The following is a 25,745-nucleotide window of genomic DNA, read 5'->3' on the forward strand; positions in this document are numbered from 1 at the left end:
TAACGATGTGCCGCTTTTCTGAGTACTAATTGACAGAACTTATTACATGCGCCACTTTTGCTGTGCATGAACCAAGCGGGAACAGCATGCAACTGTAAAAGTATCGCTATTTACTCTTATCTAAGTCACCCGACGTTTAACCTGAGCGTGCCTTTTGGCTCAGGAGCAAGTAGTAGCTCTTGCTTCGTACTTGTCTTAAAGTTTGATACTTGCTGCAACAGATGTTGAGCTTGCTGGATCATCACTTGACTTGCATGGGTTGATTGCTCAACCAAGTGAATATTTTGCTGAGTTTCATTGTCCATTTGCGCAATGGTTGATGAAACCGCTGCAACACCATCAGATTGCTCTTGGCTTGCTTCAGTGATCTCCGAAATCATCAGGTTTACTTCTTGCACTACTGTCACGAGTTGCTTAAATGTATCACCTGACGCTGCCACCAGCAAACTGCCCTTTGAAACGGCCTCGGAGCTATCTTGGATAAGCCCTTTAATCTCTTTGGCAGCAGATGCGCTGCGCTGTGCTAAATTACGGACTTCACTTGCCACAACCGCAAAACCTCTACCCGATTCGCCAGCTCTTGCAGCCTCGACAGAAGCATTGAGTGCTAATAAGTTGGTCTGAAATGCTATTTCATCGATGACACCAATAATGTCTGAAATGCTGCTACTGCATGCCTCTATGTCACTCATCGCGTTAACCGCATCTGAAACTGTTTCGCCACCTTGCTGAGCTTTTTTCATGACCTCTTCGGCATGCAGTGAAACATCCTTTGCACTTTTTGCATTTTGCTGCACGGTTGTCGTTAATTGCTCCATGGTTGAGGCTGTTTCTTCAAAACTTGCGCCTTGGTTCTCTGTGCGCCTGTTTAATTGCTCATTACCAGAAGCAATGCTTTGTGCCCCCTGATAAACCTGATTAGAGGCCTCTGTGATTTCGAGCACCATACTATTTAAATTGTTCATCAGGCCATTCATGGCATCTTTTAAGATATTGAATTCACCACCCAGATCATCGTCAATTCCATGATTCAATTGACCCTCTGCGAGTGCCATAATTGCCGACTTAATGCTAAAGATAGCGTGTTTTCTAGTTGTAATATCCGTTGCGTACTTCACGACTTTAAAGGGTGTGCCATCTGAGTCGAAAATAGGATTGTAAGAAGCCTGAATCCAAATTTCTTTACCGCCTTTGCCTATTCGCTGATATTCCCCTCTGTCAAATTGGCCTTTGTTTAAATGTTGCCAAAATTGCTGATACTCAACGCTAGTGGCGTATTCTGGTAGTGCAAACATCTTGTGGTGCTTGCCCCTGATTTCATCTAGTGTATAGCCTGTTGTAGTTAGGAAGTTTTCGTTGGCATCAATAATGGTGCCGTCCATATTAAACTCGATAACTGCCTGCGATTTATGGATAGCGGCAAGCTGACCGGCAAAGTCGGCTCCTTGCAGTTTTTGTGCTGTGATATCGGTAGCAAACTTTACGACTTTAAACGGCTTACCGCGTGAATTAAAGATCGGATTGTAAGTTGCTTGAATCCAAATCTTTTTGCCGTTTTTACCTATGCGTTGGTATTCACCAGAATCAAACTTGCCCTGATTTAATTGGTGCCAAAAGTCTGCGTAGGCTTGACTGTTCGCATAATCAGGATCGGCAAACATACTGTGATGCTGACCTTGGATTTCTGCGAGTGTATGCCCTGTCGTTTGCAAAAAGTTCTCATTGGCAGTAATAATCGTGCCATCCATATTGAATTCAATAATTGCCTGAGATTTGCTAATTGCTTGAAGTTGTCCCTCATAATTCGCAGCTTGAGCTTTTTGGGCTGTGATGTCAGAGGCATATTTAACAACTTTAAACGGCTTACCATTTAAATCTAAAATAGGGTTATAAGAGGCTTGTATCCACACTTCTTTGCCGTTTTTTCCTCTACGTAAGAACTCACCCGAATTAAAGTTACCCGCATTAAGAACTGCCCAAAAATTCCTATATTCGTTGCTTGCTGCGTAATCGGGTTCTGCAAACATACTATGGTGCTGCCCTACTATTTCGTCTAATGTATACCCCATAGTCAGTAGAAAGTTTTCATTGGCATTTATGATGGTGCCATCCATGTTAAATTCAATCACGGCCTGTGACTTACTAATCGCTTGCAATTGACCTTGAAAATCAGCGGCCTGTAGCTTATTTGGTGTTATGTCTGAGGCATATTTAACCACTTTATAAGGCTGGCCTTGAGCATTGAATATAGGGTTGTAGGATGCATGGATCCAAACTTCCTTACCTCCTTTGCCAAGGCGTTTGTACTCGCCGGTACTAAATTCGCCTTGATTTAAACTCTGCCAAAAGCCTTTATATTCTTCGCTATGTGCATATTCAGACTCGGCAAACATACTGTGGTGTTTACCGACTATTTCAGACAGCTCATACCCCATGACTTGAAGAAAGTTGTCATTGGCATGAATGATTGTTCCATCCATATTAAATTCAATGACCGCTTGCGATCTGTCTATTGCGTCGATTTTTCCCACAAAGTCTGAATTTGCCTCTTTGTAACTTGTTATATCGTGTAGTACCAACAACGAAGTTGCATCATGCAATTCGCTATTAGGAGGCTGTTCAAAATTGCTAAGGAGGTATGATTGGAACCACAACGTTTGTTTATTTTTACTGCTCGCCTGCACTTCGTCTGATGAGTGGTTTGCGATACTGTGGCTACCAAAATTCAGTGTCGTTTTGAGTATGATTTTGTAAGGCTTGTTGATTAACTCATGGCGCTGGTAGCCTAACTTTTCAAGCAGTGCATCACTGACTTCCTTTATCATTCCATCATCACTTAACGTCAATATGGGCTGGTTATTAAATATAAGATCGTATTTCGTTTGAATTGTTTGTCTTTTAAGACGTTCTGTCCTTGATGAAAATATCATATGCCACCGAGTCATTACGAATTGGATGTAAGCAAAAATATAGTTGACATTGCGCGTTGTGCCAGTCGAATAGAGTGTTAAGTTATTTTGATAATAGGAAAAAAGCGATGCAAGGAGTTACTTAAAAGCGAGGAGTTAATATAAGTATAAGCAAAAAAAAAGCGCGCAGTAACTGCGCGCAAAAAAGTCTTAAAAAGACATGGGGAAATCAACATGTTAAACAATTGCATGGAAACCTGCTTGAGTTACAAAGCGAGGTAACTAGGTATGCGCTTACTCAACGAGGAAAAGTATAGAATTATTGCATGTTGCAATCATCCAATCTCATGCAAAGGAGTGTGACGCCTTGTTGTATTTTGTAACCGCAGCAGTGCTTTTGAATACATTTCTAAATGTAAGCTGAATATAAGGGTTAGATATCGTGAATATAAGCGCCTGGCGTCATGGCAAGGATATTTTTAAAGTCTTTGATCAGGTGAGCTTGATCTACGTAATCTAATTTGGTTACCAAATGGTGTATGTCGTTAGGGTGTTGCTCTAATAGTGCTAAAGCATTATGCAATCGATACTTACGGATCAGAAACTTCGGGGAAAGGCCAATAAACTGTTTAAACTTGCGTTGTAGTGTCCGTTTGGATAGACCGCTTTGCCCTGCGAGGTCGTCGACAGAATATATAGCATTGTTGCTTTTTATTTGTTCGACAAGCGTCGTTATCTGTTGAACATTAGTTACCTGCACATCAGCACAAAGGGGATCAAGTGCCTGCTCAAGAGCATCAACGCGGTCTTTGTCATTGTCTGTTTGGTTCAAAGTGTGAGTTAGAGCGGATAAGTCACAGTGTAAAAAGCTAGGAAATGTAATGACCGTATCGATGTACTCGTCAATTGGGTTTGGCAACAAAGGGGTTAATGCACCGAGTTTGAATTTCACGCCAATTATTCCGTTTTGCCCACGCATTGTATAGTCATACACCCGGCTAACTGGGCCTAGGAACTCACATTTGTTCGGTAAAAAAGTCAAATGGCAATTCGGATCTGGCAAGTTCTTTTGGACGTGTTGTACACCAGAGGGCAAATTCCAATTAACTAACCAGAATTGTTCAACTAAATGAGCTAACTGTTTTGACGGGAAATAGCGCCTCAAAGTGTAATTTGAGGCGCTTTTAGTTTGGTGTAGCACACCGTTTATGGCCTGATTGTTTGATTTCATTATCGAACCTCGTAGCTGGCAAGGTGTGACGCGTTTTTACAATACCACCTAGTAACTACATGTTAATGTAATTTAAAATTAAAAACATCTCGGAGAGAAGTATGAAATGGCAAGGTGAGTTTCAAATTACAGATTGGCAAGAACAAACGCGTGAATCAAACGTTGTATTGGCGGGGGGAAAGCTAACAACCGCTGTCGTAAAACATGTTTATCAAGGGGATATAATAGGCTCTGGTGAACTTCAGTACAGTATGGCTTATGATGCTGAAGGTAGTGCACATTTTAGTGGTATCGAGCTTATTCAAATGGAGCTAGGTGCACAAACTCATATTTTGGTTCTATCGCATAAGGGCAAGTTTAGCCAAGGAGTTGCCGGTAGTGAGTTTGAAGTAGTAGCATGTGAGCCGACGCATTCAATTTTAGGTGCGCATGGTACATTCACCTCAGGCGAAGGTGGAACCGCCAAGTATTGCCTCGAAAAGCGCAGTTAAATTGGTTTTGAGTGGGCTCAATTAGCATGAGCCACAACACATGAGCGCTTTTAAAATTGCTGTCATGTAAGTGTTCATGGTTTTAGGCTGATTATCGCAGATTACACTCTGCACACATACTGACATGGGACTAATGTAGCGGGATTTATGTAGGTTAAATGGAAAGCATATGTTTATTGTTCTAATTCAGCACCTTACTATTATTGATGATGACTTTAAAGACGGGTGAATAGGAGATGTTGTTCGGGTAAAAAAGATCGTTCTAAACTTAGCTTCAAACGCGGTTAAATTTACAAATAAGGGTTAAGTGAAAGTGGTCCTTAGCCGTACAACGAGCGCACAAAAACAAGCAGTTAAGATTGAGTTGTTCGACTCAGGTATAGGTATGACAAAAGAAACACAGGCTGTATCTTCGAGCGTTTCAGTCAAGCAGATTCATCGACAACACGTAAATATGGTGGGACTGGGTTAGGTATGTCGATAACCATCAATTTAATTAAAATTATGCAAAGCCAATATGATTTGGTGTTAATGGATATCCACATGCCAGAAATAGACGGTATTGAAGCTCAGCAAAAAATAAAATCACTCAATAAAACTATACCTGTGATTGTGTTAACAGCGAATGTCATGGTTGAAGATGTAAATAGATACTTGTCTCAAGACTTTGTATCGCATATTGGTAAGCCAATTGATGTAAATACTCTTTATGGTGTGCTAGGTGAATATTCGGATGAACGACATGTTTAGTTTGTTTGAGGATGAGGGCTTTGGAAGTAATATTGGATACTGCTACAGCACATATCTGTCAATGCCCTTTACACCAAAAATCAGTCCACTTGAGGCTATAAAGGGCAGTATAAAAATTAAAGACTTTAGCTTTTAGTTATTGGTTCCTAGCGCGTTGAATTAGTATGCTCCTTCACTGTAAATCAGTTCATAACTATGACTATAGACTTCAAGGATATTGCCAAACGGGTCTTCCATATAGATCATACGGTAGGACTTTTCATCGGGGTAATAGTAGCGAGGTTTTTCCATACGTTTTTTGCCACCGGCGGCAACGATACGCTCAGCCAGCTCTTCAACATTGGGGTCTTGCACACAAGAGTGAAATATTCCGGTTTTCCAGTATTCAAAGTTATTGTCTGGATTTGTTTGGTTTTTGAACTCAAATAGTTCTACACCAATTCTATCGCCGGTAGAGAGGTGTGCAATGCGAAAACGCGCCCATCCTGCACCGAATACATCCGTACACATCTCGCCTATCGCACTGCCATCTTCGGTTATCTCTGTTGGCGTCATGATTAAATACCAGCCTAAAACTTCAGTATAAAATTTAACTGCTTTTTCTAGGTCAGGAACTGAAATGCCAATGTGAGAAAAGTTGCGTGGATATATCTTGTTCATGGTGTGTGCTCCTCATAATTTATGGGCAGATTACAAGCTTAGGGTTATAATATGAAATTATCATTTATTCTTTATTTAATAATTCTTTGTAATGATTAACTTGGTATGGTTGCGTACATTTTGTACCCTCGCTGATATAGCACATTTCACACGTACAGCTGAAAAACTGCATATGACACAGTCGGGCGTGAGTCAGCATATAAGTAAATTAGAAGCCCAATTGAAACAAACGCTTATTCAACGTGAAGGCAAGCAGTTTTCGTTATCCCCTGTCGGTGAAATACTCTATATAAAAGGGCGGTCAATACTGGATGACCTCACTGATTTAGAACAGACAATTGGTGACGATCCCGCATTTGAAGGCTGTGTGCGTATCCAATCTCCCGGCAGTTTGGGTTTAAAGTTGTATCCTCACTTACTGGCCTTGCAGGATAAGCACCCTAAATTATTGATCGATCATCGTTTTGCTCCGAATACCGAAATCGAGCGGGCTATTTCCAATAAATCAGTCGATATTGGTTTAATGACGGTAAAAAGTCAGCTGGAAGAAGTGCATAGTGAAGCAATTGCTAAAGAGCAGCTTTTGCTCATTACTCCCGCCGGTTTTGAGCAGCCTACTTGGCAATCTCTCAGTGAACTTGGCTTTATTGACCACCCTGATGGTAATCACCACGCCAGTTTACTCTTGGGTGCAAACTATGCTGAGTTTGGGCATGCAAATATGCTGAAGAAGAAAGGTTTTTCGAATCAAATAGGCCTAATTTTACAGCCTGTTGCGATGGGGTTTGGGTTTACTATCTTACCCGCATATGCCGTTGACGCCTTTACGCAGAAATCAAAGATCGCCATTCACAGATTAGCACAGCCAGTTTTTGAAACGGTATATTTATGTAAAAGGCAAAACTCATCGCGGCCAAAGCGCATTGAGGTGGTAGTGCAAGAGGTATGTAGCTTGTTGTAGTGGTAACTAATTACCACTAAAGATCAAATTTTTACTAACAGGTAATATGTGAGAGTCTATTTTGAAAAAAGGCATCTAAATAGCTCGGGTCTTGTTCATGGTTATCCGATTTATTGATATTGTTTTCAAAATAATTGAGCTCTGATTCAATGAACTCATTTAAAGGAGTTATTACAGGCACCATTGACTTTTCTGTGGCTTGTTGTTTTTTCACAACAACAGCGTTTATTTGTGCAAGTAGCTGAGTATCTTCAATCACGCCGTCTACCAACACTGAAAACTCTATGGGAGGTGGGCTGTCATTTCTTTCAATCCATCTTGCAGCACACAAAGCTCGCAATACATAGAGGTACTTTTTCAAAGGCACCATATCTTGTTTGAGATAGCCTCGATAGTTGCTTTTTGCCATATTTACATAGTGATATAGACCGCGGTCGGTTCTGTAGTAGCGGGCAAACAACACCTGTACTTGCGACTTAAAATTTTCATCATTAATGTAGACAATCGGTGAGTTGAGCCATTCACCTACCGCTGGGTTTGATGCTTTTAAAAGCTTAAGTGCTTTGCGCAGTTCCCAGCCATTTATGTCAATATCGTCTACTATCGGGTATTCAATCACATCACGTTTGTATTCTAACATCACAGACAAATACCAATCTTTGGGATGAATATAAATAAAGCGCACATCATAATCACTATTTGGTGACGCAAATCCCCAAGAACGGCTGCCTGATTCAATTGCGTAAAGGACCTTTACATTGTGCTCTTGTTCGGCCTTTTTAATACGCGCCATGATTTCGCTGTGCACTTCAGGGTCTATTGATGTAACTGCTTTATCCATTATTAGTCCAAATATACTTTCCAAAGGTGTTCGTTTAATTGCTGTGTTTTAATTGTTATGCCACTGAGCTGCGCAATAACGTCAATATTCGTTGTTGTGTGGCTGCTCAGTGCTGTGGTTGTGAAGCTTCCGCCCCCAGCGAGTGCCATGGGCAATAGCAGTTGATCCGCTAGGTGCTCTTCCACCGCAGCACCGGACTTTAAGTAATGCTTTAGCGACTTAACAGCACGACCCGCTACTCGCTCAGCAGAGAGACCAAGCTCGCCAATTTGCTCAAACATGGCGACTTGCTTAGCCTGTCCCACGCTTAAATGAAAGCTATTGCCACTGCCGAAGGCATTTGCTCTGTCAATCTCGGTGCCTGCATTTGTCCAGTTCAGTTGTGATTGAGCCTTTTTTATTTCTCTACCGGCTACGGAGTCTTTTACCCCAGCGACAATAGAGAGCACATTACAATTGTTTTGTTGTAGTTCCAATTCTTCACCCGATTGCTCAAATTGACAAGGTTTAAGGGACGTAATTGGCGCAATGTCTATTTGCCAACTCCCACCACCTGCGGGGAAAAACCCAAGCTTATGTGTTGTTACTTCGCAGTTCAACCCCATGCCTTGCAGTGCAGGCATAAATGAGTGAGTAAAAAAGGTCAGAGAAGGTGACATGCCATTATGGGTACCACCTTGGACGCCTTACCGCTGAGCGCCAGTGGCAGCAAAATAGTTTGGCAAACTAATACTGTGCTGCCAGCCGTGCCGATTTTAAATTCATACTCACCTGCTTGTACTTGGTCTGGTACAAAAGTGATGTTTTGTGAGTCAAGTTCAGCCCCTGTTACTTGTGCATCACATATTTGCTGCGCGGCCAGTACACAAGTCAGGTGTTGACGCTTTAGCCCCGGCTTTTTTCGTCCCGCCCTGATGTTTTTTATCTCTATGGGCTGGTTGAGTAGCATCGACAGGCTAAGGGCGGTTCTTAGCACTTGGCCACCGCCCTCTCCTTTCGAGCCGTCAATAATAGTAGTTGGTTTGTTTGCTATGGTTGTCATTCTTATCCTTTTACACAAACGATTTGTTTTAATGTGTGCACGACTTCTACCAAGTCTTGCTGTGCTGCCAGGACTTTATCAATATCTTTGTAGGCATGCGGAATCTCGTCGATCACGGCTGCATCCTTACGACATTCTACCCCTTGTGTTGCCGCTTCATGATCTGCAATGCTATAAACCTTTTTAGCCTTGGTACGCGACATAACACGTCCTGCACCATGGCTACAGCTATTAAAGCTGTCTGCATTGCCAAGACCTCTAACGATGTATGAACGGGCGCCCATATTTCCTGGAATGATCCCCATTTCACCTTGCTCGGCACGAAGCGCACCTTTTCGTGTGACGTAACAAGCTTTACCAAAATGCACTTCTTTGGAGATGTAGTTGTGATGACAGTTAACCGCAATATCTATGGTCTCGAAAGGGACTGATAGTGCATCTTTGAGCGCTTTTAATGCATTGAACATCATAATCTCACGGTTCTTTGCAGCAAAGTCTTGAGCCCATTCAACGGCTTCTACATAGTCATCGAAATAGAGACTGCCTTCTTTAAGATAAGCAAGGTCCATATTGGGTAAGTGCTGCTGATGGCGCTGCATTTCTTTTTTAGCCAGCTCAATAAAATATGTGCCAATTCGGTTACCCACGCCACGGCTGCCTGAGTGCAGCATCAGCCATACATCTTGCATTTCATCTAGGCAAAGCTCCAAAAAGTGGTTGCCTGTACCCATTGTACCCAAGTGGTTTACATGGTTGCTCTTGGCGATTGCTGGATGTTTTGCACAAATTTGTGCAAAACGTTTCTCCAACGCCAGCCACTCCTTTTGCACCAGCTTGGGTATATTTCCCCAAGCGCCTTTATCACGTTTCCCTCGCCCTGTTGTACGGCCATGCGGTACAGCTGCTTCAAAAGCGCTGCGTATCGATTTTAAGTTATCGGGTAAGTCACAGGCCTTGAGTGTGGTTTTGGTAGCGACCATGCCACAGCCTATATCCACACCGACTGCCGCTGGGATAACGGCATCCACTGAAGGTATAACACTACCTATGGTCGCGCCTTTACCTAGGTGCACGTCTGGCATCACTGCGATGTGACAGTGTACGATATCCATCGACGCTATATTTTTGAGTTGCTGCTGTGCCTCGGGCTCGAAAGGAACGCCTTTCGTCCAAGCCTTTATCGGATGCTTGGTGTTGTTATCTAGTAACTCGTATTGTGGCTTACACATGTTGGCCCCCTTGTTTTTGACCTAGGTTTACGACGTTGTTCATGAGCCCTTCCAAGCCGCCATAAACGGTTAAGCTTTCAATTTTGTCTGCAACCTTTTCTAAGGCCTCAAGCTCTTTTAAGCGCATCAGTGTTGGGTTGTTTTCCATCACTTTCGCCGTATTATGTAAGCTTCGTGTTGCTGCGGTCTCTTCTCGGCGTTTAATCACATTGGCTTCCGCAGCCTTTTGCGCTTCGACTACTTGATTAAGTATTGCTTTCATCTCCCCTGGCAGAATGATATCTTTCATTCCGACGCTGATTAACTGTACCCCTATCCCTGCAAGTTGTTCACTAACAAGCTCTTTCACGGTTTCGTTGATATGCAGTTTATCGATCAGTAAATCATCTAGGTTTTGTGTTCCTACAGCTTCTCTTAAAGCAAGCTGTAGGGCGTTATACGCGAATGAATTTACGTCATCAACGCTTGAAGCCGCCTGCACGGCATCGGTGATTCGAAAGCTGGCACTTAGGTTGATACGAAGACTGACTCTGTCCTTACTTAATATCTCTTGCCCAGATACTTCTAACATCAGTGTACGCAAGTCGAAGATCTTTACTTCAATATCTCGGTTAAATTGCCAAATGCCATAGCGCTCTGGCGTCAACGTTTGTTGTAATTGATTGTTCACATACAACAAGCCGATATGACCACTGTCGATAGAAATATCGACAATTGGTTTGCACGCCTCACTCATTGTTGTTTTAAATAGTTTTGTGGTGTTATTTAACCCTATACTATTTACTTGTGCGAAGATCGATTTTTCAACATAAAAATCCGCGCTGATATCGACTCGTTCTAAATGGATATTTCCCGCTGCTTTCCACAGGTAAAGGTATTCCCCTGGCGGTACAATGCCCTTCAAAATTTGATTTACATACAATAGGCCAACTTCTTGGCTTCCCAACCTTTGATGTTCAATGCTCTGCATTTCGCTGTTCTTGTGATAAATATCTTTGGCATCTTCTGCCGATACCTTTTTGCTATCGAACGTTTTGAGTTCAATCTCTCGACCAAACTGCCATACTCCGTACTTCCCAGCTGGTAGCTCTTGGACAAGTTTATTGTCTACAAACAATAAGCCAACGTGGTCGCGTTCAATCTGTATTTGGTAAACCGGTTTACAAACGGTGGTTTTCGCTGTTCGGATAAGTTTTGAAGCGAGGTTTAACCCTGCTTTTTCAATCAGCTTTAAGGTTTTTTCATCGACATAAAAGTCGTTGCTGATATCCACTCTTTCCAAATGGATATCACCTGCATCTTGCCATAAATAGAGATTCTCACCCGGTGCTACTACACCTTTCAAAGCGTCATTGAAGTACAGCAAGCCGATTTCTTGCTCATTTAATTTGTAGTGGCTGATGTGCGCTTGAACTTCTGGGTTTGAGTGGTACAGACGCTCAGCGTCCGATGCTACAAAGAACAGCGTTTCGATGTTGTGTGTCACAAATTCGAGTTCATTTTTAAAATCCCAAAAGGTGTGTTTACCAGAGGTCAATACACACTTAAACTGCTTGTTCTTGTATACGAAAACACGTTTTGTCTCTGCAACGATTTGTTGTTTTTTAAATTTCATTTTTTATTCCTTGTACTGCATGGCAGCGGCCAGCTAGCTATCGTTGGGCCGGCTAAATAAGTGCATCAATGGGGAGCATCCAGCTTGCCATTGATTCAGTGTGTTCAGCGAAGCCCAACTTAGTGTTAGTGGCGGCTACTTGCATAATTCAGCGCTTTTCAGCGCAGTTCAATGTAGAAACTAATAACGTTTCTATCTTTTATTTATGGTGATTAGAGCGGGACTCGAACCCGCAGCAAACGAATGTATAAATTTCGTGGCTCTACCATTGAGCTATCTATCAAATTAGGGGAATTGAACCCCACACTTAAAGTGTTTCCATTTCCAGTACCCATCACTGACGTAGCTGAACTCGGAATACGTGCTTACAGTGTAAGTCGCACCGCGGTGTTATTCAGAAACACGCTATCAAACTACGAAATAGGTATTCCAAGTGATGTGCCAAAGGTTTTCAAAACGTCGAAATTAATTTTTAGTTAATTGATTTAAATAGGGAAAATTATTTTTTGTGAGTCAGTGCGTATATTTTTTATTGCGCTTTTATTTTAAAAATGATTCCATTTAGATATTGATATATCCGAATGGATAAGTGTATTTTGAAAGAAGTTGTGGCTGTAAGCTTGCTTGGCACGCAATTGGACTTTATTGGTAAACGGGTTGACCGTTGGCATCGCTGGCGTCCAAATATTTCATTGGTAAGCCAAGACGATTTGATCATAAATCGCTTGTATTTGCTGCATGGCAGACAAAGTACACGTTTAGCAAATAATGTTGCCGTTGACATTGAGAGCGTATCACCTGAAACAACCGTGCATTTGGTTGAAATCAATTTTGACGACCCTTGGGATTTTGGTGAGGTGTACGCCAAATTGTATGACTTTTGCCGCACACTTGAATTTGATTTGGATGCGCAAGAATATCTATTTCACATCACCACGGGGACCCACGTTGCACAAATATGTAGCTACTTGCTCACTGAAAGCCGGCAATTTCCAGGGCGATTAATACAAACATCACCTGACCCGCATAATGACAATAAATCTGTGGGCAAAGTGCAGACCATTGATTTAGATCTCTCAAAATACGACCAGTTGGCTGAGCGCTTTGATATTGAGCGCCGTCAAGGTGAGAGCTTTCTCAAAGCGGGCATCGAGACAAAAAATACTGCGTTTAACCGCTTGATTGCGCAAATCGAAAAAGTCGCCATACGCTCCAATGCGCCCATTTTATTAACCGGCCCAACTGGCGCGGGCAAAAGCCAGCTTGCTTCTCGGATCTTTTTGCTTAAAAAGCAGCGTAAAACCTTGCAAGGCGAGATAGTGATTGTCAACTGCGCAACACTCAAAGGTGAAAATGCGATGGCTGCTCTATTTGGCCATACAAAAGGCGCATTCACCGGTGCGCAGCAGGCGCGAGACGGCTTTTTAAAGGCGGCAGATCAGGGGCTACTGTTTTTGGATGAAGTGGGTGAGTTAGGACTTGAAGAACAAGCGATGCTGCTGCGAGCGATTGAAAATAAGCAATTTCACCCTGTTGGCAGTGACCAAGAGGTGACGAGCGAGTTTCAGCTGATCGCGGGTACTAATCGTGATTTAAAAGCTTGTGTATTAGAGGGGACATTTAGAGAAGACTTACTTGCTCGTATCAACCTTTGGACCTATCAGCTCCCAGCTTTAAAAGATAGGCGCGAAGATATTGACGCCAACATCGATTTTGAATTAGACAAATACAGTCAAGCGCAAGGCCGAAGAGTACGATTCAATAAAGAGGCAAGAGCTGCTTATCTGAATTTTGCTCACAGCGCCAAAGCCACATGGCAAGGTAACTTTAGGGATCTAGGATCGTCGATGATCCGTTTGGCCACATTGGCCGACTCTTCGCGGATCAGCAAAGAGGATGTGGCTGAAGAAGTCGCACGGCTCGAAAGTAATTGGCAAACGAGCCAATCGTTACAGCATGGATCTTGCTTATCATTAGTCATGAGTGACGAGCAAATTTATCAACTTGATATGTTTGATCGTCAGCAATTAGAGTATGTAGTCACCATATGTTTGCAAAGCCCTAGCATGGCTGCCGCTGGGCGCGTGTTGTTTGACGTTAGCAGGACTCAAAAAGCCACTAGTAATGACTCAAGTCGATTACAAAAGTACTTGGCCAAGTTCGATATTAAGTGGCGAGATATTGCAGCGGCAAAATAATGCGTTGTGTGTAAGTAAGCTTTTGTAATACCCCTTTACAGAGGTTTTACTACACTAAACAAGGAATTAGTGACGCGATTAGAAGGAAAGCGACAATGCGATTCGTCAGTATTATATTGGGGTTAGCTATTTTGGCCGGTTGTAGCAGCCCAAAACCCTTAAAAAAAGCCGAAGTGATCACTGCTTACGCAATGCTTGCGCCAAGCAACCAAGGTGACACACTGCTCTATATTCGGGCCATAATACCCGGTATCCAAAACCAAGCTGCGCTCTGTCCAGAGCTTGAAGACTCAGAGGGCAAGCGCAGCAAAATGCGTATTCGTGGTTTGCACCCAGGCGCTAACTTCCCTATAACAGTGTGTGAAGCTCGTGTATCTGAAGGGCAATCTTATCTTGTGGGTGGCACACAGCTTAGATTCGATGCGATGACGCTCAATCCAAAACGTATTCAGGTGTATGGTGATTCGGGTTGTAAAGCACATGTCTGTGATGGCAATGGCCCCGCTGAGCCGTTTAAAACACTCATTGATGAAGGTGCTAAGCGTGAAGTGGACCTGCTATTACATATGGGGGATTACAACTATCGCGGAACCAGTGGCAGCATTAGTAAAGGTGTCTACGCGTATGATGCGGGGGATGGCGGCTATGGTGGCAAAACCTGCGGTTTAGACGAAACCTACTATAGTCAAAACGCAACAGGTAGCCCAAAACCAGATACATGGAGAGCTTGGCGCGCTGACTTTTTTAGCTCAGCAGATGCGATTTTAACCAAGGCACCTTGGGTATTTGCAAGAGGTAATCATGAACTTTGTAGTCGAGCTGGGCTTGGTTGGTTCTACTTTTTTGGTCCCGGCTCTAATATAGAGAGTGGTATCGCTCAGCGCGCTTGCCCAATACAAGGTAGCTTTTCTAACCCACCTACGACTGCGGTATCCTCAATTACTATGATTGACCCCTATATGCTGAAGCTAGAAAAGCTTAATATTTGGGTGCAAGATACTGCTAATGCATGTGATGATAGATTCTCCAATGATTTGACAGCACAGTATCAAGCTCAATATGAAGGGCTGCAAAAATTTGCAAGTAAATATCCAGATAAGCCAATTTGGACAGTTACACACAGGCCACTTTGGGGAGTGAATAATGTGGCCACCGATAATACTTTAAATATCATGATGCAGCGCGCTTTAGCCAATACCCCGTTAGGCCGTTTGCCTGAGCAGGTCGCTTTGCTGTTATCTGGTCACATGCATATTTACCAATCTCTTAGTTTTGACAAACAGGATAAGCGTCCGCCACAAATTGTGGTGGGTAATAGTGGGGTTACCCTCAGCGAAGAATTACCTTACACCAATTTTGAAGCCGTTGTAGATGGATTGGAAGCCAACGGTAATGAGCAGGCAAAATTTGGCTTTTTAGAGGTTGAATTGGATCGCTACTTTGGCTGGTATGGCCGATTTTTTGATGAACAAGGAGAGGCGTTTTTGCGCTGTGACTCGCAGTTTTCGGCGCGTGGTGAGCAAGTATGTCAGTAATTGTATAAAAGGGGCCTATCGCCCTTTTTTACTTAAACTAATCAATCTGGGCTCAATCAAATGCGACCGCCAACCAATTATCATCTTTGTCAAAATGCATCGTTTTGACTTTTCCAATTCCTCTAAAGTTCACCAGATTAATTTGGTCGGGCCAAATATCTCTAAGTGCCCCATGGCGCATTTTTAGCCCTTTTAGTGGTGTGCCTTTAGCAAATTGTGCCTCTTGATATACCCAAAGGTACTTAGCATCTATTTTTACTGTCGCTGCTGATAAAGCCAAAGCTTGGCCATTTAACCGCCGGAGGGATGTATGTGTGTATACATAATCAGCGAATGCTTGCTGAACCTTTGTATTTTGGTACACATTTTTGTGATCATTGAACAGGTGTACTAAGGCATGTTCAAGATCATGCAGGTGAAAGCGATACTCAATTTGGATATTTCCCTGCTCGGGAAATATGTTTGCTGTTGCAATAGATGCTTTTAACTTGTGCGCTTGTGCTGCAAAGGTCAACATCAAGCTGAGCCCGGCGAAAAGCCAAGTTCGCATAAAATAACTCCTTCTCAGGATTTGATAGTGTTTACTCACTTACCTATAGTCTACTTTATTTTAATTATTATGAAGAAGGATTATTGTGCTTTTTTATTGAATAGGGAAGCAAAACAGTCGACTTTTTGACCTTTTTAGCGAGGCTGACAATTTAATATTTGTCTTGTGCTGTTATTTTACGTAATAAATTCAGTAGGCTATTGGTAGTTGGTAAAAATTTGTACAACGTTAAAAGTGGTTCAGAAGTGATTCAGTAAGTCAAAGCTAGTCTTAAAACTGACCAAAGTGATGATAAATTAGCAATTTGACGGGTACGTCAGTTGTGCATTTTTCAAATTTATTGTCTCTATTTTGAAAAAAAATTCAAAAACCACAATAAGACTGTTGATATTTGGTTGGAATTATCATTAAAATCGCGCTCTTTCTCATTTTGGGTAAAACTGGCGTTAGTTTTGCTCATTTATGTATACCCGTTTATCGAAAAGAAATGTGGTGAGCAGTATGGACTTTTACATACTAAAAAAACAAGAGAAGCTGGTTGCAATACCTGCTGACGAACAAAATTGTAAAGAGTACCTTGAAAACGGTTACTGTTATGTTGATAAAGTGGCTGCGTGCAATGAGCGTTCAGCTATCAAGCGTTTAGAAGCGAAGCAAAACAAGCTTTATCGTGCGCCTATGCTTTTGTTACTTGCCTTACCTGTAATAATTTTCATGTGGTGGCGCTTGAGCTATTAATAAATAGCCCCAAGCAATGTTATATTAGCGTTCCTAAATAGGAAAGGAACGCTGCATGAAGGTTGTACATACGTCTGACTGGCATCTCGGTCAACAGTTTTACGAACACAGTCGCTATACAGAGCATCAAGCATTTTTAGATTGGCTTTGCCAAGAGCTTGCGCAAATTGAAGCTGATCTGCTTATAGTCAGTGGTGATATATACCATACTGCAACGCCTCCAGCCGCTTCTGAGCAGCAACTCTACGCTTTTATCAAACAAGTGAAAGACCTCTTGCCAGCGTTACACATTGTCATTATTGCTGGTAATCACGACTCTGCGAATCGCATTGAAACAGCTAAACCTCTATTACAGCAGTTTGATACGCATGTTGTTGGACGATTTGAAAAACACAATCCAAAAAATGTCGTTAAGACTTTGATTATGCCCGCAGGCAAAGTTAATGTTGTGGCCATGCCATTTTTACGCAGTGCAGATATCACGCATTTAGATAACGATGAAAGCAGTTACGCGCATGCAGTTAGGCAAGCTTATAAAAGTGCTTATGCGTTAATTGCCGACAAAGGTGCGCCCATAATTGCAATGGGACATCTGCACGCTAAAGGGGGTGATATTTCTGGAGATTCTGAGCGCAATATAACAATTGGTGGATTTGATTCAATCCATGCAGATGTATTTGGAGAGTTACCTGATTATGTCGCGTTAGGGCACTTACATAAGGCGCAAAAAGTTGCGAACAATGACTGTATTCGCTATAGCGGTACGCCTATGCCAATGTCTTTTGCTGAGCGGAACTATAAGCATCAAGTTGTGCTTGTCGAATTTGAAAAGTCACAAGTCAAGGCTGTGTCAGCCCGTTATGTGCCAAGGTACAAGGAGGTTATTCTGCTTCCTGATAAGGGGGGAGCGACCTTGGTAGAGCTTTGTGAGGCAATAAACGCGCTCGAGTTACCCTCATGTGACAAAGCGCCAAAACCGTATTTGCGCTTGCGTTTGAATGCCAGTGAAACTGATAGTCAATTTCGCCACAAAATAGAACAGGCATTAGAAAATAAGCCCGTGAATTTTTGCGGTATTGAGCGGGTTACTCAGCAGACAGAGTATGATGATGAAGTCATCTTCGATGACCTAGGAAAGGTCTCTGAGCTTGCGCCCACAACGTTATTAGAATTGGCGTACAAAGAGCAAATCGATCCGCAAGGAGTACCCTCTAGCGCACTCCAAAAGTGCCTAGAAGAGGTTTTGGTTTCGTTGAGCGAGCATGATAAATAATGAAAATACTTACAATCAAAATCCAGAATTTGGCCTCTTTGCCTACAGCCGAGATTGATTTTACCACTGCGCCTCTAAAAGATACTGGGTTATTTGCCATAACCGGAGAGACAGGCGCAGGTAAAAGCACCATGTTGGATGCGATATGCTTGGCATTTTATGGCAAAACTGCACGGCTTAAATCTGACTCGAAAAACAAAGTGGAGTTTAATGGTGATGACATCAAACTCAATGATCCGCGTCACTTATTGCGCCGTGGCACGGTGTCTGGATTTGCCGAGGTTGGGTTTATCGGACAAGACGGTGAGCAATACGTCGCTCGTTGGCAAGTCGCCAGAGCACGAAACAAAGTTGATGGCAGGATAAAAGACGCTGAACATCTGGTGCTTAGATTACATGACGAGCAGGTTTTAGCCCAGAAGTCTAAAGCGAAACAACTTTTGCAGCAATTGCTGGGTCTTAATTTTGAACAATTTACTCGTGCTGTTTTATTGGCTCAACATGATTTTGCAGCATTTTTAAAAGCCAATGCAGATGAACGGGCACAACTATTGGAGTGTTTAACGGGTACAGAACAATTTAGCCATGTTGGAAAGGCCATTTATGAAGCGCACAAGGGTAAATTAGATGCGCTTGACAGGTTTAAGCAGAAAATAGGTGATATCGTACTGCTGAGTGATGAGGAGCTCGCTGACAGGCAAGCTCAACTTGAGCAACTCAATGCACAACAAAACACACTTAAAACTGAGCTCAAAGTAACCGAGTTACAATTGGCTTGGTATATTACAAAGCACAAACTACAGCAACAGCATGACGAGTTAGCGACTGAAGTTTCTGAAACTGAGGCTGAGTTGTCCAAGCACCAAAGTGAATTTAAGCGCGCTAAACTCGCGTTGGTAGTCCAGCAAATTTCTGACAATCGAGAACAAAAGTCGCAAACACAACAGGTGCTACAACGCAGTCAAGAAGCAATCCAAGCGCTCTCGAAAATTGACTTAAAGCCCCAGATAGCTTCTCAAGAGCAAGAACTTAAATCAGCAAATGCCGCTGTTAGCAGTGCTCAAGAAGCCTTAATAAAACAGGGTCCAGACATTTTACGTGTCAGAGAGCTCGATGGTATTTGTGCCGAGCATTTTGCGCTTGCAGAACAACATCGAAGTCAATTAACTCAGCTGCAAAGTGCAGAGAAAAATCATGTAGCTGAACATCAAGCATTGAACTCACACATTCAAAGTTTAACGACACAGCATGATGAAACTAAAGCATTGCTGGCTAAGCAACCTGCCCTGTTCGAAATAACAGAACATTGGCAAGAGATCAATGAAGTTTTACAACAATACTTAGCCGCATTTGATGAAAAAAGCGCGATTGTTGGGGCACAACAATCTATAGATCCCCAGCTTAAGGCTGCACAGGCTGCACTGCAAACAGCAGAGCCTAAGTGCAAAGAATTTGAACAGAGCTTAGAGCAAAGTCAGGTTGAGCTAACTCAAATTCAGCGGGAGTTAGCTGAACTAGATTACGAGCAATTGCAGTTCCAAAAGTCTCAAGTGCAAAAAGCCCAGCAAGCGATTGTGCAGCAAACTCAATTAGATAATGAGTTGCTCCAATTACAAACACAAATTGACAGCCTCAGACATCAACAGCACAGTGCCAATGCGCAACGTAAAGATGCTGAACATCAAGATGAGCTGACAAGGCAGCAGTTGCTTATTACGCAAGATAACTTACATCAAGTTAAATTGCGTGCGAGTGACAACATTAGTGCATTGAGAGCACAATTAGAGCATGGTAAAGAGTGTGTGGTGTGTGGTGCGACTGAACACCCTTATCACGTCGAGCATATTGATACGCATTGGCAGCAGTTGATCAATGACTTTGAAAGTCAGTATCAAGCAGCTGAAAAAGCGCGTGCTCAAACTCAAACACGCTACCATGAGGTGGTGTCGTATTTAGAGCAAATTAACGGTCAATTGCAAGCCTCGTTGCAGCAAAATGCACAGATTGTGCAAAAGCAAAAAGTAAACAAAGCACTACTTAATGAGTTGCCCCCGACCTTTGCTGATGCGTCAAAATATGAATTGCAACTGCTTGAAATAGAAGAGCGATTATCGAGATATAGCGTGCTTAGCAAAGCACAGCAACAGAAGTTTCAGGCACAACAAGAATTACAACAGCAATTAAACACAGCGCACGCAGCTTTGAGTAGACATCAAGCTCAAGTTCAAGAGTATACGCAATTATTAACCAGCAAGGCGCAACGTAATGAAGAGCTGCTTAGGTTATCCAAAAGCCTGAAGGTACGAATTACAGAAGTGTACTCTGAACCTCTGTGGTTATCACAGTTTGAGCTAGAACCACATAATGCAACTGAAACCCTTGCGAACGAAGTACAGTCACAGCAACAAAAAATCAGTCAGCTGAATCAATTAGGGCAAAATATCACAGATATTCAGCCCAAACTTCATGCTAAAGAGCAATTACTTGCACAAGTTAAACAACAAGTAGCGGACGTGTCTGTACTACTTTCACAACAAGTTACGTTGTGCGACACAACAAAAAGTAAGCGAGCTGCCTTGTTGCCCCTCGAGCAAAGCGCGGATCAATGGCAGCAGCAATTGCAAGCGTCAGAAGCCGCTAAAAAAGCACGATTGCAGACGCAAAAAGATAAGTTGCAGCAGTTACTTAAAGAGCAAGATGAACATGCAATCAAGTTAAAACACCTAACAGCGCAGTGTCAGGAGTACCAAGCTGTACTTGACGATAACCACACACGCTTTTTGACTTGGTTGGAGGGGGCATCGGAGCAATATAATGAGCTCAATGAAGCGTTGGTTAATGAGCTTCTTTTGCTACAAAAATCACAATGGCAGCCGTTAATTGAACAGGCGCAAACACTCGAGTGTAAGTTGGTAGAAAAGCGTTCTCAGTTGCAACATGTAGACAAAAATATGGCAGAGCACTGTGCGGTTGACAGCCCTAAGCCAAGCCAAGAAACGCTGAATGAACATCTAGAGTCATTGTCGCAGCAGCAAGAGGCACTTAATGGGCAACTAATTACGTTATCAGTGAGTTTACAAACTCATCATGACAACGTTGAAAAAATACGAGCCCATCAAGATGAACTGCTGCGAATGCAAAATGACTACGAAAATTGGCACCTACTTAATCGACTATTAGGCGATGCGACAGGCAAGACAATGCGTAACTTGGCGCAGACTCAGACGTTAAAAATTCTTCTTCATTATGCAAATCACCACTTGAGTAGTTTATCTCGGCGCTATCGATTGACCGTAATAGGTCAATCTTTAGAAATAGCCATTGTTGATAGAGATATGGCTGATGAACAGCGGAGCGTTAATACATTATCTGGTGGTGAGTCATTCTTAGTGTCGCTTGCTTTAGCGTTGGGGCTGGCATCTTTGTCGTCTAATCAAGTACAGATCAATTCCCTATTTATAGACGAAGGCTTTGGTACTTTGGACCCTGAAACACTCAGTGTGGCGTTGGACGCATTAGATGCACTGCAATCGCAAGGGAGAAAAGTAGGCGTGATCTCCCACGTGGCACAAATGACAGAACGAGTAGCGACACAAGTTCAAATAAAGAAACAAGCCGGCGGGTACTCGACAGTGATAACTCATGCGTCTTGATACTGAAGCTGGGTCTGACTGGATTAAAACACATCGATAAGGAAAGAAAATGCCAGCATTTACAGGTGAAGAAGCACTCAATTATGACCAGCGTATTGGCAAGCTAGTACCCGGTTATGCGCTTTTGCATCAAATTACGGCTGCTCAATTAAGGGTGACGTTGGTGCAAGACGCGACCATTTTGGTAGTTGGGGCTGGCACGGGACGTGAAATTATAGAGCTTGCTGAGCAGAATCAAGGTTGGCATTTTATTGCACAGGATGTGTCAGCGGATATGCTAGAGATAGCAGATCAAAATTTTACTAACTTGGGTATTCGCGACCGCGTCACGATTCATCATGGTAAACTGCCTGAAAATACATTTCAGGCGGATGCGACGTTGTGTTTATTAGTAATGCACTTCGTTCGGGACAATGGCGATAAAGACGATTTACTTACTCAGATTAACCACAACCTTAAGTCTGAAGGGAAGTTATTTTTAGCCGATCTTATGCTTCCTGAGAGTAGCTTTGAGCGTGAGGCACAGTTTCAACTTTGTCATACCGTATTGGGTTTGACTGAACAAGGCGTCGAAAAAATGCGCCGTAATTTCGTCGAGGAATTTTATCCCATCAGTTTAGAGGGTTTAACCACTTTACTTGAAAAGGCTGGGTTTTCGACGCCTTTAGTTTACTTTAAGGCGCTAGGTTTTAGCGCCGTCAATAGCTATAAGCGTAATTAAAAGGCATTGCCTACGTGGATTGGTGTATTCCCCCTGCCCCATCTTTAATTAAAGCGACCAACTTAGCAATTTTTATATTGCTAAGTTGTCTGTAGTCAAAGTAAGGACACACTATCAGCTTGTTCACTTCATCAATTGCAAACTCTTCATCTAACCAAACTAGTGAGTTGGTAAAAAGCTGATCTTTGAATAACAGCTTAGCATAAGTACGGCCTGCGATGATATGCCAAGTATAGTGGCTTTGTGCTAGATCCGGCGCGCTGAAAATCAGTGCCTCTTGGCTATGGCCCTGTAACAAGGTGCTATCGCGATAAGTTTGCCAACGAGTGTCGTTTTTTTTTAACTTAGTAAAATTGTGATCTGGGTGACTGAGTTCTGCGATAAATTTGCTAAAAACGTTAAAGACTTTGCGCCACCCATTACCGCACTCCTGATTGATATACTCTATCTCACCCTGCTGTAATGGTATAATTTTATTAAGGTTTTTGTATTCTTCTAAAGGTGGCCGATTTTCTACATAGACGGCTAATAGGCCACGTGTGGCGCCAAACCCTTGAGTTGGTATTTTCATGATCTATTATTTATTTCAATGGCTTATGTATTTTCAGTGAAGCGATCGTATGCGGGATTAACGCCGTATCAAACGATTGCAATACTACAGATTAAATCAGAATCATGGAGTTTATCATGTTGAAAGGTCAATTTTTAAGGATTGTTTTTATAATTTTGGGTGTAATAAGTGTTGGTGGTTGTACAGGGATCCCCGAAGGCGTGCAGCCCGTAAAAAGCTTTGATATTCAGAGATATCAAGGCGTATGGTATGAGATAGCAAGGTTAGATCACCGCTTTGAAAGAGGTATGGACAGCGTGACCGCAACTTATGAATTACAAAATGATGGTACGATGTCTGTGCTGAATCGTGGTTATGTGGTTGAAGAACGTCAATGGAAACAAGCTGAGGGCGTTGCTAAGTTTGTCTCAGACCCAACTTTAGGTCATCTGAAAGTGTCGTTTTTTGGTCCTTTTTATGGCAGTTATGTGGTTTTTAAACTAGACAAGGAGAACTATGAATATGCCTATGTCACAAGCTATAACAAGGATTACTTATGGCTGTTATCTCGAACTCCCAAAGTCTCAGAGGCTGTCTTGAAAGACTTTGAAGAAACAGTAAAGCAGTTAGGCTACTCAGTAGATGAACTCATATATATGAAGCATATAATGGCTAAAAATTTGTAAGCCCCCTTTACAGTTGCATTAATTTAGTCATGTTTTTGTCGGAAAAGTTTCATAGTACATAAATTCTAATGTCATTTCCTCCGTTCAGGCTATGTTCGCTTATAAACAAACCCAATGTAGCAAAACTAATCGGAGTAATAATAATGAAGCGCATAGCCTATTCGTTAATTGCCAGTGCTGTTGTTCTGGCTTTGACTGCTTGTGATGGAGATGACGGTGCACAAGGTGTTAAGGGGGAACAGGGTGTCCAAGGTGAAACGGGACAAGCTGGTAATAATGGCACAACTGGTAAAGACGGCACAAACGGTATCAATGGGTCGAATGGTACTGATGGCCAAAATGGTGTTGATGGTCAAAATGGCGCTGACGGCATAGATGGCATTAATGGTGGTTCTGGCCTTGTACGAATTGCAACGGTGCCAACTGGGTCTGAGGTAACGGGAATATTCTTAACTGAGCAAGGCGACTTGTTCTTTAATGCGCAACACCCGAGTGACGAAAACACTGCTGTTGACTCATTTAACAATCGCCCATTTAACACCGGCACAGTTGGTGTATTGACCGGTGTGAACTTTAATGAGCTTCCTCGTAACTTGGTGGATGCGCCTTTACATGAAACTGAGTTTGAACAACAAACTATCGTTACGGCAATCGGTCAGTACCAAATCCTAGGTCAAAGTGGTGATACATATGCTGACTTAGGAGAGGATGGTTTAGATGGTGGTTTAGGTGTTATTTATGGTATGACTTCTGGCCAAGAAATCATTAAAAATGATATGCCTGATTTTAATGGTTTTATCTTCGAGTCAGAAAATACAGGTTACTTATTTACTAACTGGGAAGACTACCCAGGTGGCATGAGTCGCTTGAAAATGAGCAAGAGCGCAACGGGTCGTTGGAGCGTTGAGCAGGCGATGATGATCGACTTTGATGCGGTGAAAGGGACTGCTGCAAACTGTTTTGGTTCAGTATCTCCGTGGGGTACTCCACTGACTTCTGAAGAGTGGATTGTAAACTCAACCGTTGATACAACAACAAGCCCAGACTGGAATGCACCAGTTGTTAGCACTCGCTTACAACAATTTAGAGACTTTTTGGCGCCGGAGTCACCAAACCCTTACCGCTATGGTTATATCGCAGAAGTGAAATCTCCGCTTTCTAATACACCAGTCGTAGACAAGCACTACACTATCGGTCGTTACGAGCACGAGAACGCGGTTGTAATGCCTGACCGCCGCACCGTTTATTCATCTCAAGATGACACTGGTGGCGTATTGTTCAAGTTCGTTGCAGATAATGCTGAAGACTTAAGCTCCGGTACGTTATATGGTGCGAAACTAACTCAGGATAAAGGTCTTTCAGATCCAGCTGTAACTGGGTTTGATGTTGAGTGGGTTGAGATTGCAACTGGCACAAACGCTGCAATTTTAGAATGGATCACCGAGTACGATGGGATTGCTCCGGACAGCTACGTTGATGGTCAAACGAACTATATCTCAATGGAAGATGTACAGGCATGGGTAGACGGTAAAGCCACTTACCCCACAGCCGAAGAAGGTGGTTCTCCCATCACAGCTGGTAAACCAATGGATGACCGTGTGGCATTCCTTGAAGCACGTCAAGCCGCTCGCCTAAAAGGTGCTACAGCAGAGTGGCGCAAGCTAGAAGGTTTGGCAATTAACCACGATCGTGTATTAGAGGCGGTTTCAGGCCAAGATGTGGTTGAAGGTGAGGTAGTTGAAAAAGCATATCTCTACATAGGTATTGCAGATATCGACAACACCATGATTGACGGTGAAGGAGATATTCAACTTTCCTCGCGCGTTAAAGATTGTGGAGGTGTTTACCGTGCACATATTGATGAAAATTACAGCTTAACGCGAATCGAACCTGTTGTAATGGGTTCTACTTACCGCTCTTCATTAACGTCAGACGTTCGTTGTGATGCTAGCCAGCTGGCGCAGCCTGACAACGTAATTGTTATGCGTGATGGCCGTATTCTAATAGGTGAAGACCACAGCGCATCTTGGAAGTACAACAATACATTGTGGATGTATGACCCGAAATCAAAATAACAATAACTAAAAACTAAAGCGGTGCTGAGGCACCGCT

20 protein-coding genes, 1 tRNA gene and 1 pseudogene are annotated in these 25,745 nt (G+C 42.7%); 12 read left to right on the top strand and 10 right to left on the bottom strand.

Annotation, left to right across the window (positions count from 1 at the left end):
- Positions 1-125 precede the first annotated feature (125 nt).
- Both N482_RS15985 and N482_RS15990 read right to left on the bottom strand, forming a co-directional pair.
- The gene (locus tag N482_RS15985; protein WP_231100877.1) at positions 126-2,930 is read right to left on the bottom strand and encodes a methyl-accepting chemotaxis protein; all 2,805 of its coding nucleotides are present in this window, start codon (positions 2,928-2,930) and stop codon (positions 126-128) included.
- A 412-nt stretch (positions 2,931-3,342) separates the two neighbouring features.
- Positions 3,343-4,140, bottom strand: a complete 798-nt coding sequence (locus N482_RS15990; protein ID WP_063377981.1) for a helix-turn-helix transcriptional regulator — start codon at positions 4,138-4,140, stop codon at positions 3,343-3,345.
- Between the two features lie 101 nt (positions 4,141-4,241).
- On the opposite strand from N482_RS15990, the gene N482_RS15995 reads away from it, so the two are divergent.
- The 3 genes from N482_RS15995 (at position 4,242) to N482_RS16000 (ending at position 5,381) form a co-directional block, all read left to right on the top strand.
- Positions 4,242-4,631: a DUF3224 domain-containing protein gene (locus N482_RS15995; RefSeq protein WP_063377982.1), complete on the top strand. Its 390-nt coding sequence runs from the start codon at positions 4,242-4,244 to the stop codon at positions 4,629-4,631.
- 307 nt (positions 4,632-4,938) lie between these two features.
- Positions 4,939-5,103 (top strand): hypothetical protein, encoded by a 165-nt coding sequence (locus N482_RS24930; RefSeq protein WP_155730612.1) that lies wholly within the window; start codon positions 4,939-4,941, stop codon positions 5,101-5,103.
- Between the two features lie 2 nt (positions 5,104-5,105).
- Complete coding sequence (locus tag N482_RS16000) at positions 5,106-5,381, top strand: response regulator (protein ID WP_063377983.1); 276 nt, start codon at positions 5,106-5,108, stop codon at positions 5,379-5,381.
- A 159-nt stretch (positions 5,382-5,540) separates the two neighbouring features.
- On the opposite strand, the gene N482_RS16005 is transcribed toward N482_RS16000, so the two are convergent.
- The gene (locus N482_RS16005) at positions 5,541-6,041 is read right to left on the bottom strand and encodes a lactoylglutathione lyase family protein (protein WP_063377984.1); all 501 of its coding nucleotides are present in this window, start codon (positions 6,039-6,041) and stop codon (positions 5,541-5,543) included.
- 91 nt (positions 6,042-6,132) lie between these two features.
- On the opposite strand from N482_RS16005, the gene N482_RS16010 reads away from it, so the two are divergent.
- Positions 6,133-7,002: a LysR family transcriptional regulator gene (locus tag N482_RS16010; RefSeq protein WP_063377985.1), complete on the top strand. Its 870-nt coding sequence runs from the start codon at positions 6,133-6,135 to the stop codon at positions 7,000-7,002.
- A 34-nt stretch (positions 7,003-7,036) separates the two neighbouring features.
- Here N482_RS16010 and N482_RS16015 read toward each other — a convergent pair whose 3' ends face one another.
- From N482_RS16015 to N482_RS16035, 5 genes and pseudogenes are all read right to left on the bottom strand, one after another.
- Positions 7,037-7,843, bottom strand: coding sequence for a nucleotidyltransferase domain-containing protein (locus tag N482_RS16015; RefSeq protein WP_063377986.1), 807 nt, complete (start codon positions 7,841-7,843; stop codon positions 7,037-7,039).
- Positions 7,844-7,845: 2 nt separating this feature from the next.
- Positions 7,846-8,885 (bottom strand): annotated as a pseudogene (gene rtcA / locus N482_RS24430) (RNA 3'-terminal phosphate cyclase).
- Positions 8,886-8,887: 2 nt separating this feature from the next.
- Positions 8,888-10,114 (bottom strand): RtcB family protein, encoded by a 1,227-nt coding sequence (locus tag N482_RS16025; protein WP_063377987.1) that lies wholly within the window; start codon positions 10,112-10,114, stop codon positions 8,888-8,890.
- Positions 10,107-11,729, bottom strand: a complete 1,623-nt coding sequence (locus N482_RS16030) for a slipin family protein (protein ID WP_081228004.1) — start codon at positions 11,727-11,729, stop codon at positions 10,107-10,109. Before N482_RS16030 ends, N482_RS16025 begins: the two co-directional genes overlap by 8 nt.
- Positions 11,730-11,935: 206 nt before the next feature.
- Positions 11,936-12,011, bottom strand: a tRNA-OTHER gene (locus tag N482_RS16035).
- A 299-nt stretch (positions 12,012-12,310) separates the two neighbouring features.
- Here N482_RS16035 and rtcR point away from each other — a divergent pair.
- Entirely contained in the window at positions 12,311-13,927 is a 1,617-nt protein-coding gene (gene rtcR / locus N482_RS16040) for an RNA repair transcriptional activator RtcR (protein WP_063377988.1), read from the top strand.
- 95 nt (positions 13,928-14,022) lie between these two features.
- Positions 14,023-15,462, top strand: a complete 1,440-nt coding sequence (locus N482_RS16045; protein WP_063377989.1) for a metallophosphoesterase — start codon at positions 14,023-14,025, stop codon at positions 15,460-15,462.
- Positions 15,463-15,514: 52 nt separating this feature from the next.
- Here N482_RS16045 and N482_RS16050 read toward each other — a convergent pair whose 3' ends face one another.
- A complete protein-coding gene (locus N482_RS16050; protein WP_063377990.1) occupies positions 15,515-16,012 on the bottom strand; it encodes a DUF6702 family protein in 498 nt (165 codons plus the stop codon).
- A 501-nt stretch (positions 16,013-16,513) separates the two neighbouring features.
- Here N482_RS16050 and N482_RS16055 point away from each other — a divergent pair.
- The 4 genes from N482_RS16055 to N482_RS16070 are packed head-to-tail and all read left to right on the top strand — an operon-like array spanning position 16,514 to position 22,397.
- Positions 16,514-16,750, top strand: a complete 237-nt coding sequence (locus N482_RS16055; RefSeq protein WP_063377991.1) for a hypothetical protein — start codon at positions 16,514-16,516, stop codon at positions 16,748-16,750.
- A 55-nt stretch (positions 16,751-16,805) separates the two neighbouring features.
- The gene (locus N482_RS16060) at positions 16,806-18,023 is read left to right on the top strand and encodes an exonuclease SbcCD subunit D (RefSeq protein WP_063377992.1); all 1,218 of its coding nucleotides are present in this window, start codon (positions 16,806-16,808) and stop codon (positions 18,021-18,023) included.
- The gene (locus tag N482_RS16065; RefSeq protein WP_063377993.1) at positions 18,023-21,676 is read left to right on the top strand and encodes an AAA family ATPase; all 3,654 of its coding nucleotides are present in this window, start codon (positions 18,023-18,025) and stop codon (positions 21,674-21,676) included. Before N482_RS16060 ends, N482_RS16065 begins: the two co-directional genes overlap by 1 nt.
- Positions 21,677-21,725: 49 nt before the next feature.
- Positions 21,726-22,397, top strand: coding sequence for a class I SAM-dependent methyltransferase (locus N482_RS16070; protein WP_063377994.1), 672 nt, complete (start codon positions 21,726-21,728; stop codon positions 22,395-22,397).
- A 10-nt stretch (positions 22,398-22,407) separates the two neighbouring features.
- On the opposite strand, the gene N482_RS16075 is transcribed toward N482_RS16070, so the two are convergent.
- Positions 22,408-22,968 carry a DUF6942 family protein gene (locus N482_RS16075; protein WP_063377995.1) on the bottom strand — a complete coding sequence of 187 codons (561 nt, stop codon included), beginning with the start codon at positions 22,966-22,968 and terminating at the stop codon, positions 22,408-22,410.
- 116 nt (positions 22,969-23,084) lie between these two features.
- On the opposite strand from N482_RS16075, the gene N482_RS16080 reads away from it, so the two are divergent.
- Complete coding sequence (locus N482_RS16080; RefSeq protein ID WP_155730614.1) at positions 23,085-23,633, top strand: lipocalin family protein; 549 nt, start codon at positions 23,085-23,087, stop codon at positions 23,631-23,633.
- A gap of 143 nt (positions 23,634-23,776) precedes the next feature.
- Complete coding sequence (locus N482_RS16085) at positions 23,777-25,708, top strand: alkaline phosphatase PhoX (RefSeq protein WP_063377997.1); 1,932 nt, start codon at positions 23,777-23,779, stop codon at positions 25,706-25,708.
- The last annotated feature ends 37 nt before the right edge of the window (positions 25,709-25,745 follow it).

Source organism: Pseudoalteromonas luteoviolacea NCIMB 1942 (assembly GCF_001625595.1).
Classification (GTDB): domain Bacteria; phylum Pseudomonadota; class Gammaproteobacteria; order Enterobacterales; family Alteromonadaceae; genus Pseudoalteromonas; species Pseudoalteromonas luteoviolacea_A.